The 16,507-nt window shown below is 33.3% G+C and carries 14 protein-coding genes; 8 read left to right on the top strand and 6 right to left on the bottom strand.

Features of this window, described 5'->3' with window-relative positions; translation table 11 throughout:
• Window positions 1-2 precede the first annotated feature (2 nt).
• Window positions 3-1,121: a 3-isopropylmalate dehydrogenase gene (gene leuB / locus E0Z07_RS09850; protein ID WP_131540618.1), complete on the top strand. Its 1,119-nt coding sequence runs from the start codon at window positions 3-5 to the stop codon at window positions 1,119-1,121.
• A gap of 31 nt (window positions 1,122-1,152) precedes the next feature.
• Here the strand turns inward: leuB and E0Z07_RS09845 are convergent, their stop codons facing one another.
• Complete coding sequence (locus tag E0Z07_RS09845) at window positions 1,153-3,201, bottom strand: LTA synthase family protein (protein WP_131540617.1); 2,049 nt, start codon at window positions 3,199-3,201, stop codon at window positions 1,153-1,155.
• Window positions 3,202-3,458: 257 nt separating this feature from the next.
• Here E0Z07_RS09845 and rpmH point away from each other — a divergent pair, with 257 nt between their 5' ends.
• From rpmH to mgtE, 4 genes are all read left to right on the top strand, one after another.
• Window positions 3,459-3,620 carry a 50S ribosomal protein L34 gene (gene rpmH / locus E0Z07_RS09840; protein ID WP_006256972.1) on the top strand — a complete coding sequence of 54 codons (162 nt, stop codon included), beginning with the start codon at window positions 3,459-3,461 and terminating at the stop codon, window positions 3,618-3,620.
• Between the two features lie 147 nt (window positions 3,621-3,767).
• Window positions 3,768-6,620 carry a carbamoyl-phosphate synthase large subunit gene (gene carB / locus E0Z07_RS09835; protein ID WP_131540616.1) on the top strand — a complete coding sequence of 951 codons (2,853 nt, stop codon included), beginning with the start codon at window positions 3,768-3,770 and terminating at the stop codon, window positions 6,618-6,620.
• Window positions 6,621-6,746: 126 nt separating this feature from the next.
• Complete coding sequence (locus tag E0Z07_RS09830) at window positions 6,747-8,069, top strand: DNA recombination protein RmuC (protein WP_131540615.1); 1,323 nt, start codon at window positions 6,747-6,749, stop codon at window positions 8,067-8,069.
• Between the two features lie 135 nt (window positions 8,070-8,204).
• Complete coding sequence (gene mgtE, locus E0Z07_RS09825) at window positions 8,205-9,518, top strand: magnesium transporter (protein WP_006256976.1); 1,314 nt, start codon at window positions 8,205-8,207, stop codon at window positions 9,516-9,518.
• A gap of 64 nt (window positions 9,519-9,582) precedes the next feature.
• Here the strand turns inward: mgtE and E0Z07_RS09820 are convergent, their stop codons facing one another.
• Both E0Z07_RS09820 and E0Z07_RS09815 read right to left on the bottom strand, forming a co-directional pair.
• Window positions 9,583-9,786 carry a hypothetical protein gene (locus E0Z07_RS09820; protein ID WP_006256977.1) on the bottom strand — a complete coding sequence of 68 codons (204 nt, stop codon included), beginning with the start codon at window positions 9,784-9,786 and terminating at the stop codon, window positions 9,583-9,585.
• A gap of 54 nt (window positions 9,787-9,840) precedes the next feature.
• The gene (locus E0Z07_RS09815) at window positions 9,841-11,085 is read right to left on the bottom strand and encodes an MFS transporter (protein WP_006260731.1); all 1,245 of its coding nucleotides are present in this window, start codon (window positions 11,083-11,085) and stop codon (window positions 9,841-9,843) included.
• Window positions 11,086-11,220: 135 nt separating this feature from the next.
• Between E0Z07_RS09815 and meaB the strand changes: the two genes are divergently transcribed.
• Window positions 11,221-12,318 carry a methylmalonyl Co-A mutase-associated GTPase MeaB gene (gene meaB, locus E0Z07_RS09810; protein ID WP_006256979.1) on the top strand — a complete coding sequence of 366 codons (1,098 nt, stop codon included), beginning with the start codon at window positions 11,221-11,223 and terminating at the stop codon, window positions 12,316-12,318.
• A 26-nt stretch (window positions 12,319-12,344) separates the two neighbouring features.
• Here the strand turns inward: meaB and E0Z07_RS09805 are convergent, their stop codons facing one another.
• Both E0Z07_RS09805 and E0Z07_RS09800 read right to left on the bottom strand, forming a co-directional pair.
• Window positions 12,345-12,596: a hypothetical protein gene (locus E0Z07_RS09805; protein WP_006256980.1), complete on the bottom strand. Its 252-nt coding sequence runs from the start codon at window positions 12,594-12,596 to the stop codon at window positions 12,345-12,347.
• A gap of 7 nt (window positions 12,597-12,603) precedes the next feature.
• Window positions 12,604-13,977, bottom strand: a complete 1,374-nt coding sequence (locus E0Z07_RS09800) for an MATE family efflux transporter (RefSeq protein WP_131540614.1) — start codon at window positions 13,975-13,977, stop codon at window positions 12,604-12,606.
• 141 nt (window positions 13,978-14,118) lie between these two features.
• On the opposite strand from E0Z07_RS09800, the gene E0Z07_RS09795 reads away from it, so the two are divergent.
• Window positions 14,119-14,646, top strand: a complete 528-nt coding sequence (locus tag E0Z07_RS09795) for a hypothetical protein (RefSeq protein WP_006256982.1) — start codon at window positions 14,119-14,121, stop codon at window positions 14,644-14,646.
• Window positions 14,647-14,701: 55 nt separating this feature from the next.
• Here the strand turns inward: E0Z07_RS09795 and E0Z07_RS09790 are convergent, their stop codons facing one another.
• Window positions 14,702-15,577: a PPK2 family polyphosphate kinase gene (locus E0Z07_RS09790; RefSeq protein WP_131540613.1), complete on the bottom strand. Its 876-nt coding sequence runs from the start codon at window positions 15,575-15,577 to the stop codon at window positions 14,702-14,704.
• Window positions 15,578-15,647: 70 nt separating this feature from the next.
• Here E0Z07_RS09790 and E0Z07_RS09785 point away from each other — a divergent pair, with 70 nt between their 5' ends.
• Window positions 15,648-16,487, top strand: a complete 840-nt coding sequence (locus E0Z07_RS09785) for a DUF6929 family protein (RefSeq protein ID WP_006256984.1) — start codon at window positions 15,648-15,650, stop codon at window positions 16,485-16,487.
• Window positions 16,488-16,507 lie beyond the last annotated feature (20 nt).

Raw genomic sequence — 16,507 nt, 5'->3', positions numbered from 1 at the left:
ACATGATAAATAAATACAATATAGCTGTATTATCAGGAGATGGCATAGGCCCAGAGGTAATCCACGAGACAATAAAAGTATTAAACGCAGCGGCACAGACCTATGTATTCCAATTACAATATCACGAAGCACTAATCGGAGCTATTGCTATAGATGAAACAAATAATCCTTTGCCACAGGAAACATTGGCTAAATGCAAGGCTTCGGATGCTGTGCTTTTTGGCGCTATTGGGGATCCTAAATACGATAATGATCCTTCTGCAAAGATACGTCCTGAACAAGGATTACTTGCTCTTAGAAAAGAATTAGGCCTTTATGCTAATGTACGCCCTGTAAAAGCGTATCAAAAGTTAATCAATAAAAGCCCTTTAAAAGAAAACATCATTCAGGGAACTGATATGGTAATTTATAGAGAATTAATTAGCGGTATCTACTTCGGAGACAAAAGCACTTCTGCTGACGGTAAGTCAGCAGTAGATATCTGTTCGTATCATCAGGATGAAATAGAAAGCATCGCTCGTCTAGCTTTTAAAACAGCTAAACAACGAAATAATAAAGTTACACTTATAGATAAAGCGAATGTATTAGAGACTTCTAGACTATGGAGAAAAGTAGTAAAGACTATTGCTATGGAGTTCCCAGAAGTTGAACTAGATTTTATGTTTGTAGATAATGCTGCTATGCAATTAATCTTAAACCCAAAACAGTTTGACGTTATCCTAACAGAAAATATGTTTGGAGACATTATTTCAGATGAAGCTAGTGTTATCGGTGGTTCTATTGGCTTATTACCTTCTGCATCTATCGGAGAAGAAAGTGCATTATTCGAACCTATTCACGGTTCTTATCCACAAGCCAAAGGGTTGGGAATCGCTAATCCTATTGCTTCTATACTAAGTGGAGCCATGATGTTAGAACATTTAGGTGAACACGAAGCTGCAGAAGCTATAGAGGATGCAGTATTACACTGTATTAATGCAGGTGTATTAACTACTGACTTAGACAAGACTTCTAAGTTTATTACATCTGACATCGGTGATTACATTTGTAATCATATACGATACAGAACAGGGTATAGATATAAAGATAATATCCCATATCACAAATCAACGATTATATAAATAGCAAAGAGCTCCTTAGTGGAGCTCTTTACTATTTCGTTCTACTCATTTGATGAGCTTGTATATCTTCGTATATTTTTATCGTTTGCATAGTAGTAAAAGTCTTCATTTTACTCAGCATATATTGTCCATGCTCTCCCAATTCTGGTTGTACTTTCAGTTTTCGCTTATCACTTCCTACCCAAGTATAATAATACGGTTTATCATTCTCAATAGCTACTACCCCTAAAGAATCGGCTATATAGTTATAATCATTAAGAGCGAATCTGTAAGGCTCAGTACTACAGAACAGATTATCTCCTGTATATTTATAATTCGCATCAGATAAACTTAGATTAAATATAGTAGGAAAAATATCTTTATGTGAAGCTAAAACATGTTCATCAAAAAAGGCTGGTTTATACTTCTCTGGTATATAAAACAGAATGGGTACACTTCTCTTCATAAAACTATCCTCTGCTGTATATTCAAATACCTGTCTAATATTATGATCTCCTGAAGCCACTATAATAGTATTCTCACCATAAGGAGACTCTTTTATCATCCTAATCAATCTAGCTAACTCAGAAGCAGCATATTGATGAGAAGCAAAATTAGCATAAGCTGTAGCTTCATCTACTCTTATATTTTTTCTGACTTCTTCTGGCATTCTAATCGGTTGTACTTTAAAATTGTTTGGTACCTCAAAAGGAGTATGATTACTAATCGTCAAACCAAAGATAAACTTAGGTTTATTATCTCTTTTCTTTAATGTATTAAAAATATAATCAAACAAATAGCCATCGTGTACCCCCCATGCAAACTGTTCTGCTTTAGGATTAAACTCTAAGATGGCATTATTTCCTTCCAAATGATCAAAATGTTGTTGCTCTAACATCTTATCAATATTCCTCCAGGATAAATTAGCTCCTGTTAAAAAATAAGTTTCATATCCGTTCTCTTTAAAAGGAATGGCTACCGATGTACTAAAAGGTGTATCAAAATAAACAGACTGAGAAATAATGGTCTTAGGAGTACCAATAATAAAATTTTCTAAAGTCTGAATAGTTCCATTAAATGCAGACATAGCATTCTTAAAGTAATACAGATTAGGTAACTCATCTTTTAAGTCCCCTATCAAATTAAACTCCTTAGTATTCATCTCAAAATAATGATTACTCATACTTTCCATCTGAAGAAATATGACATTAGGAGGGTTCTTTTCTAAAAAAACATTATGAGCAGTTTTAGTAGTAAGGTCATTATTAAAAAGCACTTCTCTTGTCTCTAAATATGCTCGATGAATATCGTCTATCGTGCTAAAGCCTGAGTTAACTATTTCTTTTTCAATATCAGGTACAATTATATTATCCTTTCGTTCTGAATTAGCAAATTTCAGACTGTAGATAGCATTATACCCTAATGAGTTGACAAATTCATTTGTAGAAACATTCGTATGCTCACGACGCAAAGTAAACTCTCCTAAAGAACCACGCATTCCTATAAAAAACAGAGGTATTACTAGTAATAATAAGTAATCTATCTTTCTGATAGTAGACTTACTTTTACTTCTGACATAACGATTGACTATAAATCTATATATTCCTATCAAACATAAAATAACACTAATATATAGAGCTATAATCTTCAAAATAGGATAGTCATTCCACACAGAGTCTAATACTGCTGAAGTATCATCATAAAAAATACCAAAAAACAATAAATTGATATGGGATTGAAAGAATTGATAAAAGTAAAAATCAATTATAATAAGCGATAGAAATAAAACTAAAACTACAGATAAAATGATAAAAGAAAAATTATTATAAATCTTTAAAAATTTGCTAGACCTTTTCTTAGAAATAAATAATGAAGCTATCCAAAATAACAATAAAGGTAAAAAACCGTAACAAACAGCAGATACATCAAATCTACTCCCTGCTATAAACGCCTTCAATACACTACCTTTTATCTCAGCTAATTCTTCAAAATTTCCATAAGTAAACAAGAAAAAAAGTCTACTAGAAAGAAAAACCAAAAAGAAGAATACAAAATACACTCCAGTTATCTTAAGTACTCTCTTATATAAATCTATATTCATAATCACTATTCTTAAATAATTATCAATGCGCAAAACTAGCAAATAAGTTTACAATAAATTAACATTTTTATAATTTTTAAATAATATTGAAGTTATATTCCTGCATTCTAAAGTAAAAGAAAGAAGTTTGAAAATATTTTTCAAAAACGTTTTGTAAGAGTAAAAAGACTTTTATATATTTGCACTCGGTTTTTAAGCAACAGCTAATTCAAATAAACCAGTTAGATTAGTAAAATTAAGATTTAAAGATAAAAGCAATGAGCAAAAGAACGTTTCAACCATCGAATAGAAAAAGAAGAAACAAGCATGGTTTCATGGATAGAATGTCTACTCCTAACGGTAGAAAAGTATTAGCTGCTAGAAGAGCTAAAGGAAGACATAAATTGACTGTTTCTTGTGAAACAAGACATAAAAAATAATGTTTGATTCAAACATAAATAAAGGTGTTACTATTAGTTGTAACGCCTTTTTTTATACTTTGTCGTAAAACATACCATCTATCACACACAACAACACTAAACTTACTTCATTCACAACGAAGTATTTAACATAACAACACAATTAAAATGCCCAAAGACAATTCTATCAAAACTGTATTAATCATTGGTTCAGGACCAATCATTATCGGACAGGCTTGTGAATTCGATTACTCAGGTTCACAATCAGCAAGATCTTTAAGAGAAGAAGGAATTAAAGTTATTTTGATTAACTCTAATCCTGCTACAATTATGACTGACCCTTCGATGGCAGATCATATTTACTTAAAACCACTGACAACAAGATCTATTATTGAGATTCTTGTAGCTCATCCAGAGATTGATGCTGTATTACCAACTATGGGTGGTCAAACAGCACTAAACTTATGTTTAGAATGCGATGAGAAAGGTATATGGGCAGACTTCGGAGTTCGCCTAATTGGTGTTGATATCAACGCTATTAACATCACTGAAGATCGTGAGCAATTCAAACAACTTTTAGAGAAGATAGACGTTCCTGCAGCTCCTGCAAGTACAGCTACTTCTTTCTTAGAAGGAAAAGAGATTGCTCAAAAATTTGGTTTCCCATTAGTTATTCGTCCTTCTTTTACCTTAGGAGGTACTGGAGCTGCTTTCGTTCACAAAGAAGAAGACTTCGACGATTTATTAACGTATGGACTAGAAGCCTCTCCTATCCACGAAGTTTTAATTGACAAAGCTTTACTTGGGTGGAAAGAGTACGAATTAGAATTATTACGCGACAAAAATGATAACGTAGTAATCATCTGTACTATTGAGAATATGGACCCTATGGGTATCCATACTGGAGATAGTATCACTGTAGCACCTGCTATGACATTATCAGATAGAACATTCCAAAGAATGCGTGACCTATCAATCAAGATGATGCGTAGTATCGGTAACTTCGCAGGGGGATGTAACGTACAGTTCGCTGTATCACCAGATGAAAAAGAAGATATCGTAGCTATTGAGATCAACCCACGTGTATCTCGTTCTTCTGCATTAGCTTCTAAAGCGACTGGTTACCCTATCGCTAAGATTGCAACTAAACTTGCCTTAGGATATACACTTGATGAATTACAAAATCAGATTACTAAATCTACATCAGCTTTATTCGAGCCAACTTTAGACTATGTAATCGTTAAAATACCTCGTTGGAACTTTGACAAATTTGAAGGTGCTGATAGAACATTAGGACTTCAAATGAAATCTGTAGGTGAGGTTATGGGTATCGGACGTTCGTTCCAAGAAGCTTTACACAAAGCAACTCAATCATTAGAGATTAAACGAAATGGTTTAGGAGCAGACGGTAAAGGATATACTAACTATGATCAAATTATCGATAAACTTACTCACGCAAGTTGGGATAGAGTTTTCGTAATCTATGATGCCATCCAACACGGTATTCCATTAAGTAGAATTCACGAAATCACAAAAATAGACATGTGGTTCTTAAAACAATACGAAGAACTATACATGTTAGAAAAAGAGATTTCTAAATATACATTAGAAACATTACCGAAAGATTTATTACTTGAGGCTAAACAAAAAGGGTTTGCTGATAGACAAATCGCTCACATGCTAAATACACTTGAGAGTAAAGTTCACACATTACGTGATGAAATGAATATTCAACGTGTGTTTAAATTAGTAGATACTTGTGCGGCTGAGTTCCCTGCTAAAACCCCTTACTACTACTCTACATTCGAGGCTGAAATCGAAAGACCTGATGGTACACGTTATGTGTCTAATGAAAGCATCGTAACAGATAAGAAAAAGGTAGTAGTGTTAGGTTCAGGACCAAACCGTATCGGTCAAGGTATCGAATTCGATTACTCATGTGTACACGGAGTATTAGCTGCTGAAGAATGTGGTTATGAAACAATTATGATTAACTGTAATCCAGAGACAGTGTCTACTGACTTTGATACAGCGAACAAATTATACTTCGAACCAGTATTCTGGGAACATATCTATGACATCATCCAACACGAGAAACCAGAAGGAGTAATCGTACAGTTAGGTGGTCAAACAGCGCTGAAACTAGCTGAAAAACTAGAGAAGAATGGTATTAAGATCTTAGGGACTAGCTTTGACGCATTAGACTTAGCAGAAGACAGAGGTCGTTTCTCTGAATTATTAGAGCAATTAGACATCCCATTCCCTCAATTCGGTGTTGCTAAAACAGCTGAACAAGCAAATAAATTAGCAGATCAATTAGACTTCCCTCTATTAGTAAGACCTTCTTATGTATTAGGAGGACAAGGAATGAAGATCGTTATCAACAAAAAAGAATTAGAGGAGCACGTAATCGAACTACTGAACTCTATTCCTGGTAACTCATTATTACTTGACCACTATCTAGCAGGAGCTATTGAGGCTGAAGCAGATGCTATCTGTGACGGTGAGAATGTACACATCATCGGTATTATGGAGCATATAGAACCATGTGGAGTTCACTCTGGTGATAGCCACGCTATGTTACCTCCATTTAACTTAGGAGAATATGTGTTAAACCAAATTAAAGACCACACAAGAAAAATTGCTGTAGCTTTAAAAACAGTTGGTTTAATCAACATTCAGTTCGCTATTAAAGATGATATTGTATATATCATCGAAGCTAACCCTAGAGCATCTAGAACAGTTCCATTCATCGCTAAAGCGTATGGAGAACCTTATGTAAACTACGCTACTAAAGTAATGCTAGGACACAACAAGGTAACTGACTTTGACTTTAATCCACAGTTAAACGGATACGCAATCAAAACTCCAGTATTCTCTTTCAACAAGTTCAAAAATGTAAATAAAGCATTAGGACCTGAAATGAAATCTACAGGAGAGAGTATCTTGTTTATCGAAAACTTAAGAGACGATCAATTCTATGAAATCTATTCACGTAGAAAAATGTACTTAAGTAGATAATATTTATTACAGAAAAAAGAGGTAAGTTTCGCTTACCTCTTTTTTTTGCTATAAACCATAGCAACTTCAAATAATAAATCCACACAATATTTAGTACTTTTGACGTAAAACTTTAGTAAACGAATCATGTCACAAGAAATATTAATAGGCTTATTAGCTATTCTAATTATCGTTGCTTTTTTCATTGGTAAATCTGGTAAAAAAGAAACTAGCACTTCCGGAGATCTTATTAGACTACAAGCAGACAGTGACTTTAAAGATAAACTAATAGATCAGCTAAAAAGTGAAAAGAAAACAATAGAAGAAAACTTAGAGATTATCCGATTAGACAATCAGGAATTAATAGCTCGTATATCAATACGTGACACAGAATACAACAATCTTCTAGAAAAATTCGACTCTCAACAACAAGAGACAGCTAATCTTCAAGAAAAGTTTACAAAAGAGTTTGAAAACCTTGCTAATCGTATATTGGAAGAAAAAAGTGATAAGTTTACTAAACAGAATAAAGCTAGCTTAGAAACGCTATTATCTCCTCTACAAGAGAAAATACAACACTTCGAACAAAAAGTAGAACAGACACATAAAGAAAGTATTGATCATCATGCAGCACTTCGTCAACAGATATTCGGTTTACAACAGCTAAACCAAAAGATGAGTCAAGAAACCCTTAACCTAACTAAGGCTTTAAAAGGAGATAATAAAATGCAAGGAAACTGGGGAGAGATGATTCTAGAAAGTGTACTTGAAAAATCTGGTTTAGAAAAAGGTAGAGAATATGAAACTCAACAAAGCTACACTTCTGAAGAAGGTAATAGACTACAACCCGATGTTGTAATCTACTTACCTGACAATAGACATATGGTAGTTGACTCTAAAGTATCCTTAGTTGCTTATGAACAGTATATCAATACTGTAGATATCGAAGAACAAAAACGCTATCTACAAGAGCACTTAATTTCTTTAAAAAGACATATAGAAGGATTGTCTGAAAAGAATTACCACGAACTATACAGAGGTACAAGTCCTGATTTTGTATTGCTATTTATCCCTATAGAGACAGCCTTCTCTATAGCAATTAACGCAGATAATACACTATACACTAAAGCTTTTGAAAAAAACATCGTCATAGTAACCCCTTCTACTCTATTAGCAACATTACGCACAATAGAAACAATGTGGAGCCAGCGCAAGCAACAAGAAAACGCTTATGAAATAGCTAGACAAGCAGGCTTGCTATATGATAAATTTGTTGGACTAGTTACAGACTTACAAAAAGTAGGAAAGAAGATAGATGAATCAAGAAATGAATATGACAATGCCTTCAATAAATTAAGCGAAGGAAAAGGAAACTTAATAACTTCTGTGCAAAAATTAAAAGACATGGGCGCCAAGGCTAAGAAAAGCTTAGATTCACAAATTTTAGACAATGCTATTGATAACCTTTAATTTAAATAGATAAAATATTAAGAGAAGTTTATTTTATTAAAAAATCATTAGAAATTTTAAAGTACACTTTGTATAGATTACCTTTGCATAGTTTTTAAGAATATATTATACTAACTACTTAATAAGCTTCGATCTATGACTTTTAAAGACATGCACCCAGCAGATATTGCTGAAGCAATTACAGAGATGAAAAGAACCGATAGAAACCTTGCGTTTCTAAAGCTTTCACCTGACTTAAAAGTTGAAGTATTCTCCTTTTTAGATATTAATATTCAAGAGGAAATAGTGCGTAGCATGACTAGAGAAGATTATGCAGATGTACTTAATAACTTAGAACCCGATGACCGTACAGAGTTATTAGAAGATTTCCCAGATGAATTAATTAAATACTCTATCAACTTATTAAATGATAAAGAAAAGCAAATTGCACTTAACTTAATAGGATATAAAGAAGATAGTATTGCTCGTTTAATGACTCCTTTATACATACAAACAAAGGCTAACAAAACAGTTAGACAAGTTTTAGATCATATCAAGGTGTATGGTAAAAAAGCCGAAACATTAAACTATATCTATGTAGTAGATGATCACAATAGATTAATTGATGACTTAAAACTAGGTGAATTAGTTCTAGCAGACGAAAATACACTAATAGCAGACTTAATAGACAATACATTTGCTTCTATTACAAGTACTACAAAAACAGAAGATGCTTTTGATATATTCGAGAAATATGATCGTTCTGCACTACCTATTATTACTGAAAGCGGAGTGCTTGTGGGTATAGTAACCTTCGATGATATCTTAGATGCTATTAAAGATAGAGATACTGAAGATATCCAAAAGTTCGGGGGTATGGAAGAGTTAGATTTATCTTATACACATACACCACTATTTGAATTAGTACGAAAAAGAGCTGGTTGGTTAATCATCTTATTTTTAGGAGAAATGTTAACTGCTTCAGCCATGGGACATTTTGAAGATGAGATAGAAAAGGCAGTTGTATTAGCACTATTCGTTCCTTTAATCATATCTAGTGGAGGTAACTCAGGTTCACAAGCAGCTTCTCTTATTATACGCGCTATGGCATTAGGAGAGCTAAAGTTAAGTGATTGGTGGTATGTAATGCGAAAAGAGGTTGCCTCAGGAGTTATGCTAGGAGGTATCTTAGGAATTATAGGTTTCGTGAGAATCTTTATTTGGCAAGAAGCAGGTATCTATGACTACGGAGAGCATTGGATTGCTATCGGACTAAGTGTATCAGTCTCTTTACTATTCATTGTGTTATGGGGTACCTTATCAGGTTCGTTAATACCATTTATACTAAGAAAGTTTGGAATGGACCCTGCTACTGCATCAGCTCCGTTTGTTGCTACACTAGTAGACGTTTCTGGATTAATAATCTACTTCTCTATAGCAGCAATGTTCTTATCAGGAAAGATATTATAATAAATAAGTATAACTAAAAAAAAGCGAGTAAACATTTGTGTTTACTCGCTTTTTTTATATAACCTTACTTTAAGGTAAGAGGTTTTTCAGCTTCTAATACAGGAGCATTAGAGTTATTATAAATCTGAGGCTCATTATTTTTATTATAACTAACTAGAGCTTGCTCATACTCTTTTTTATACTTGTCTTTATCTGAAGTCAATTTATCTTTTGTTCCACAAGAAATAAATAATATACTTATTGATAGTGTAATATACGCTACTCTCATACTATCTAGTTTAAAGGTTGATTCTCTTAAAGATAAACTTTAAATTAATAGATACTACTCCTCTTCTCTAAATTTGACTTTTTTCATATTTGGTAACAAAGCTGCTATAATCCCTATTAAAGGTAAATAGGCACAAATCATATAGATATTCTCAATAGAAGTACGATCAGCCCACCATCCTAAAACAGCAGATCCTAAACCTCCCATACCAAAAGCAAAGCCATAAAACAAACCTGATACCATCCCTATTTTACGTGGTAATAGCTCTTGTGCATACACTAATATAGATGGGAATGCTGAGGATAGGATTAAACCGATAATCACAATTAATATACCTGTCCACTCTAAAGAAGCATAAGGTAGTAACATCGTGAACGGAGCTACTCCTAATACTGAGAACCAAATAATATATTTACGTCCTACCTTATCTCCAAAGAAACCGCCTATTAAAGTTCCTGCTGCCACAGCTAACAAGAAGTAAAAAAGATAAACCTGAGCTTGTACTTCACTTATACCAAACTTATCCATTGTATAAAACTGAAAATAACTAGAAATACTAGCTACATAGAAATACTTAGAAAAGATAAGTAATAATAAAACTACAATAGATGTCCATACTCTTAACTTAGAAAGTTCAGGAATACGAATAACTTTCTTCTTCTTACCAACTTGACTCTTTAATACATCTTTATACCATCCACCAATAAAAGCATATACAAATTGAGCAATAAAACCAACAACTAAGAACCATAGTAAATGTTGTTGTCCTTTTGGTAATACAACCCAAGCTACTAATAATGGTGCTAAAGCTGTTCCTGTGTTACCTCCAATCTGGAAAATAGATTGTGCTAAACTACGTTTCCCTCCTGAAGCTACATAAGATACCCTAGATGACTCTGGATGGAATATAGAAGATCCTATTCCTATTAATATAACAGCACATAGTACCATTGCATAAGAAGGGGCGTAACTAAGTAAAATCACTCCAAGCATAGAACAAATCATACCAATCATTTGTGAATAAGGTTTTGGATGTTTGTCTGTATAAGTTCCTACTAAAGGTTGAAGTAAAGAGGAAGAAACTTGATAACAAAAAGTGATCATTCCGATTTGTGCAAATGTTAAGTTATAGTTAGTCTTTAATAGAGGATAGACCGCTGGTACTATAGCTTGTAGAAAATCATTACATAAGTGTCCAAAGCTTATTGCTAATAGAATTGGAAAGACTGTTTTTTGATTTACTGTTTGTTCATTGATTTTGTTTACTAATGTTTTGGGTGCAAAAAGTTTAGTATTCATTACGTCATTTTTCGTTAAGCCCAAATATAATAGGTTGTACATATACTGTCCTAACCGTTCAAATAAATTTCGAAATATGCCTATTTTTAGTACTTTTACCTTTTATCATTACACCAACCCAATAGATTCTTAAAAATGTCACAGCATAATTATAATAAATCAGCGTTAACTGAAAACGAAGGTATTGAACAACCTAATACTACGGATCAAGATGCTATAGCTAAGTTTCAAGCTAGACGCAGACAGAAGATATCTACTGTTGAAATTATTCAGAGAATCATTAACAATGATAAAGTAGCCTTAAGTCAAGGTATCACACTTATTGAGAGTTTAAATCCACTGCATCACGCACAAGCAGACGAAATAGTACAAGGATGTCTTCCTTATGCTAATAAATCTGTCCGCATTGGTATAACAGGTGTACCTGGAGTTGGGAAAAGTACATTCATAGAAGCCTTCGGTCTCTTACTGACTAAAATGGGTAAAAAAGTAGCTGTATTAGCTATTGATCCTAGTAGCAGTATCACTAAGGGAAGTATCTTAGGAGATAAGACACGTATGGAAGAACTAGTCCGAGAAGAGAATGCTTTTATACGCCCATCAGCTTCTGGAGACAGCTTGGGTGGTGTAGCTAGAAAAACAAGAGAAAGTATAATCTTATGCGAAGCTTGCGGTTTTGACACTATACTAGTAGAGACAGTGGGGGTTGGACAAAGCGAAACTGCGGTACAGAGTATGGTAGACTTCTTCTTATTACTTAATCTAGCTGGTGCTGGTGATGAACTTCAGGGAATCAAAAGAGGGATTATGGAAATGGCGGATGCTGTTATTATCAATAAAGCAGATGGTGAAAATATAAAAAGAGCTCATATGGCTAAACTTGATTACAATAGAGCCTTACATCTTTTCCCTAAGAAGCCTTCTGGATGGACACCAAAAGTAAGTACCTGTAGTGCTATTGAAAACACAGGAATAAAAGAAATTTGGGACATCATCACTCAATACACCACATTGACCAAAGAAAATGGTTATTTCGACAACAGACGTCAAGAACAAAACCAATATTGGATGATGGAGACTATAAACGAAAACATATTAATGAACTTCTACAATCACCCAGAAATAAAAGCAATGCTTACTGAAAACAAAAAAGCAGTGCAAAACAGTGAATTATCACCTTTCGCAGCTGCTCATAAAATCTTAGATCTATATTTTAACTCACAAGCTAAATAGTATTGAACTATTTAGCTTGTTCTATATTAATCTTCTTCGTCTAGTTCCTCGTCATCTACGTAACGCTCCATCTCTCTTTCGTAAAACTCACCAGCTTTTACGATCAATCCTTCCATCTCAGCTTCTATCTCAGCTTCTTCAGACTCTTCTATTGTTTCTAAGAACTCTACCTCATCAGTATTTAAGTTGATGATAAATCTAGGGAATTCTAAATGTATAATAAAAATATCCTCTGGATACTCAGTATTATCAGCTAGTACGAATTTTGGTAACTCCATATTATTTCTAATTATTATTTATTAATCTATTTGACAATGTATGAAAACGCCAATAAAGGCATATTGCAGCAGTAGTTAATCCTGCTAAAAGGCCTATCCATATTCCAGCAGCTCCAATACTTGTATATAACCCCAAATAAATAGATATAGGGAATCCTATAATCCAGTATGATACAAACGTAATTCCCATAGGAACATTTACATCTTGAAGCCCTCTTAATGCACCTAGTGTCACTACCTGTATACAATCAGATATTTGAAAGACCGCAGCTACAAGCAATAATATTCCAGCTAATTTAATCACTTCTTGATTCATTACAGCATTTTCAATACTATTATTATCTAAAAATAACATTGGAATATATTGGTGAAATAAAACAAAAAGAAGAGCAAACCCCGTATAAATAATTATAGCCATTAAAATAATCGATCGTGCTACTACTCTTAACTTCACATAATCCTTTAAACCTCTCTGATTACCGACTCTAATCATAGCAGCAACACTTAATCCACTTGCAAACATAAAAGTCATTGAAGACATACTCAATGCTATCTGATTAGCTGCCTGTGCTTCTGTACCTATCATTCCTGATAACCATACTGCTCCTACAAAAAGTGCTACTTCAAAAAAACTCATCATTCCTGAAGGAATTCCAATTTTGGTAATTTTAAGTAACATCTCCTTTTTGATTTCATAAAACTTAATTTGTAATAAGAAAGGTTTAAATATTTCTTGTTTCTTCAAAGCGAAATGCATGTAAACAATCATCACAATACGCGAAATAAGTGTACCATAAGCTGCCCCTAGCATACCCAATTCGGGGAAAATCCACACACCATATATCAACAAATAGTTAAATACTATATTAGTTAAGTTTGCAATTATCGTTGCATACATAGAATTTTTTGTCTGTGATTTACCATCTGCAAACTGCTTATAAGATTGATACATTACTAATGGAATCAAAGATAAAGCTACAATATCTAAGAATGGTTTAGCAAGGATCGTTACCTCCTCTGGCTGCCCCATGTGCATTAATAGAGGCTTTGCAAAAAAGATAATACTAAATAACACTACTCCTAAAATAGTACATAATGCCAGCCCATTAATAAAAATACTTCTTCCACCTTCTACATCTTTTTCTGCATCACTATGAGCTACTAATGGAGTCAAAGCTGTTGAAAATCCGACACCTAAAGCCACTGCTATAAAAACAAAACTATTTGCTAAAGAAGCTGCTGCTAATTCTGTAGCTCCGATTTTCCCCACCATAATATTATCAATCACCCCCACAATTGTATGACCAAGCATTGCTAATATAATAGGATAAGCTAAACGTATATTATATCCAAACTCTTTATAATAAACAGATAAATTCATTGACAAAAATTTTGTGCAAATATAACTACTGTATACGGAAACTCATCCTCTTAATTGCGCGAATAAACAAAAACGTCTTTCCAAACGGCAAGTTTATTGCAATATATTTTATTCAAACAACAAAATAAAGACACAATCCTCATGATTAAACTCACTAAAAAAATTTCACTTACAGTGTTAGCACTAAGTGCTATTTTAGTTGCAATGCCAGCTGCAGCTCAAAAGAAAGACAAGCCTTATTACCCTCAGGGATTTAGAGTAGGTTTTGGTCTAAACGGAGGTATGCCTTTAGATTCTAAATATGATGCCGCACTTGGTGTAGATGCAAGAATCCAATATGACGTTAGTCAAAAAACCTCGTTTACTTTAACTTCAGGTTATACTCATTTATTTAATGGAGATGAAGGAGATTTAGGATTAGTTCCAATAAAAGCAGGATTTAAACAGTTTTTAAACAAAAACATCTATGCTATGGGAGAATTAGGAGTAGGTATTGGTACGCACTCAGGAATGGGAAATACCTTTATTTGGTCACCCTCTATTGGTTTTGCTAATCGCTATGTAGATGTAAGTCTTCGTTATGAAAATTACAATGATTATAACACTGATCAACTTGCTGTCCGTGTAGCCTACGGATTTTCTTTAAAAAAGAAAAGCAAAAAGAAATAGAAACATAACTGAACAATAAAGCCAATTCAATAATTGAATTGGCTTTATCATTATCTTACTCTTCATTCTTTAATTTCTCAATATACATATCCAGATCCTTTTGAATCTCAGGGTCTAGTTTAGGCAATTTGATATCGTCATATTTACTAAATACTTCTTCTAGTATTTTAGCAAACACATAACGACAATAAGCCTTATCATCAGCAGGTAATACATACCATGGACATTCTGCTTTAGAAGTCCTATTAATAGCCTCTTCATAATACTTTTGATAGTCATCCCAGTACTCTCTTTCTTTAATATCACTAGGTTCAAACTTCCAATTGTGTTTCTCTTTTTCTAATCGACGTAATATTCTTTTCTTCTGCTCCTTCTTACTTAGGTGCAAAAAGAACTTCAAGACTATTACTCCATTATTACTGATATGTTTCTCAAAGTTATTAATCTCTTCGTAACGTTTGTCCCAAAACTCATCTGTTATATCTTCTGCTTTATTAATACCAGGTATTCTTTCATTTAAAACTACTTGTGGGTGAACTCTAGAAATCAATACATTCTCATAATGACTACGATTAAACACAGTAAACTTTCCTCTCTCAGGTAAGGTCACATAATGCCTCCAGATATAATCATGCTCTAGTTCATAAGACGTAGGTTTCTTAAAACTTTGCACCACTACCCCTCTAGCGTTAAAAGCCTTAAAAACTTCTCTAATTAAACTGTCCTTCCCAGCTGTATCCATTCCTTGTATACAGATAAGTACACTATAACGATTATGAGCATACATCACATCCTGAAATTTACCTAAGTTACGACTCAATTTTTCTACTTTTCGAAATGCCTTGGTCATAGATAGATTTAAATCTGGTACAGTTGATAATTTTTCTAGCTCAACTTTATTGTCTATTCTATATTTTTCTTCTATATTCATTCTTAGAAATTTTTAAGCTTAAATTACTATTTTATTTTAATTTACTCCGCTTTTACATAACATTTATTCTATGAAACAAATTGCACTAGAACTACTTTTCCAGATATTAGGCATTGGAGCTGCATCTGGCTTAGTGTATGATGACAACCAACTCCATATCATTTCTGACAATTCTACTTACTTCTATCACTATAGTTTACAGAATAATCATCTTTATAAAACGTCTTTATCAAGTGACAATCTAAGTCAAGAGAATATAGAGAAAGCTATTAAACCTGATTATGAAGCAATCACTACAGATGGGTTAAACTACTATATTTTTGGTTCTGGCTCTAAACCGAATAGAATAAACTTAGTAGAAGTAAACGGACTGACACACGAAGTCCTTTCAGAAAACGAACTAGACATACTATATGATTCTATGAAGAGTTTTGCTAATCTAAGTGATGCTGACTTTAATATAGAAGGGGTAATTTTTGACAATGATCTATGGTATTTTTTTAATCGAGGAAATGGACCTAAAGGTGCTAATGGAGTATTCGTTGTAAAGGGTAACAACATTCTAAATGATTTTCAAATCACTTATACTCCTATGAAATTACCAAAACTTAATAAAGTACAGACTAGCTTTACAGACGCTATTAAAGTAGAAGACAAGATATACTTCTTAGCTGCTGCAGAAGATGGTCAATCAACCTATGCTGATGGAGAAATAAAAGGAACTATACTAGGCCGTATAGATACCAAAAAACTAAAAGTAGAAAAGACACTAACCATAAGTAACACACATAAATTCGAAGGATTAACCTTATATAGTCAAGAAGGAAAAAACTTAGAGTTCTTACTATGTGAAGATCCTGATAATGACAAAAATGAATCAGGCATATACAAACTATCTATTAAGAATTAAATTTTCCCTTTATATCTGAA

Origin of the sequence: Myroides odoratimimus (assembly GCF_004337635.1) — a bacterium.
Lineage (GTDB): Bacteria > Bacteroidota > Bacteroidia > Flavobacteriales > Flavobacteriaceae > Flavobacterium > Flavobacterium odoratimimum.
The sequence above is the reverse complement of the archived record's forward strand: the minus strand, read 5'-3'. Positions and strand labels throughout refer to the sequence as shown.

What these genes read in the sequence shown, in the direction of transcription:
- leuB (WP_131540618.1), top strand. Translation starts at nt 3, where the DNA reads ATGATAAATAAATACAATATAGCTGTATTATCAGGAGATGGCATAGGC.
- E0Z07_RS09805 (WP_006256980.1), bottom strand. Translation starts at nt 12,596, where the DNA reads ATGGAGTTACCAAAATTCGTACTAGCTGATAATACTGAGTATCCAGAG.
- E0Z07_RS09790 (WP_131540613.1), bottom strand. Translation starts at nt 15,577, where the DNA reads ATGAATATAGAAGAAAAATATAGAATAGACAATAAAGTTGAGCTAGAA.
- E0Z07_RS09845 (WP_131540617.1), bottom strand. Translation starts at nt 3,201, where the DNA reads ATGAATATAGATTTATATAAGAGAGTACTTAAGATAACTGGAGTGTAT.
- E0Z07_RS09815 (WP_006260731.1), bottom strand. Translation starts at nt 11,085, where the DNA reads ATGAATACTAAACTTTTTGCACCCAAAACATTAGTAAACAAAATCAAT.
- carB (WP_131540616.1), top strand. Translation starts at nt 3,768, where the DNA reads ATGCCCAAAGACAATTCTATCAAAACTGTATTAATCATTGGTTCAGGA.
- mgtE (WP_006256976.1), top strand. Translation starts at nt 8,205, where the DNA reads ATGACTTTTAAAGACATGCACCCAGCAGATATTGCTGAAGCAATTACA.
- E0Z07_RS09795 (WP_006256982.1), top strand. Translation starts at nt 14,119, where the DNA reads ATGATTAAACTCACTAAAAAAATTTCACTTACAGTGTTAGCACTAAGT.
- E0Z07_RS09785 (WP_006256984.1), top strand. Translation starts at nt 15,648, where the DNA reads ATGAAACAAATTGCACTAGAACTACTTTTCCAGATATTAGGCATTGGA.
- E0Z07_RS09830 (WP_131540615.1), top strand. Translation starts at nt 6,747, where the DNA reads ATGTCACAAGAAATATTAATAGGCTTATTAGCTATTCTAATTATCGTT.
- meaB (WP_006256979.1), top strand. Translation starts at nt 11,221, where the DNA reads ATGTCACAGCATAATTATAATAAATCAGCGTTAACTGAAAACGAAGGT.
- rpmH (WP_006256972.1), top strand. Translation starts at nt 3,459, where the DNA reads ATGAGCAAAAGAACGTTTCAACCATCGAATAGAAAAAGAAGAAACAAG.
- E0Z07_RS09820 (WP_006256977.1), bottom strand. Translation starts at nt 9,786, where the DNA reads ATGAGAGTAGCGTATATTACACTATCAATAAGTATATTATTTATTTCT.
- E0Z07_RS09800 (WP_131540614.1), bottom strand. Translation starts at nt 13,977, where the DNA reads ATGAATTTATCTGTTTATTATAAAGAGTTTGGATATAATATACGTTTA.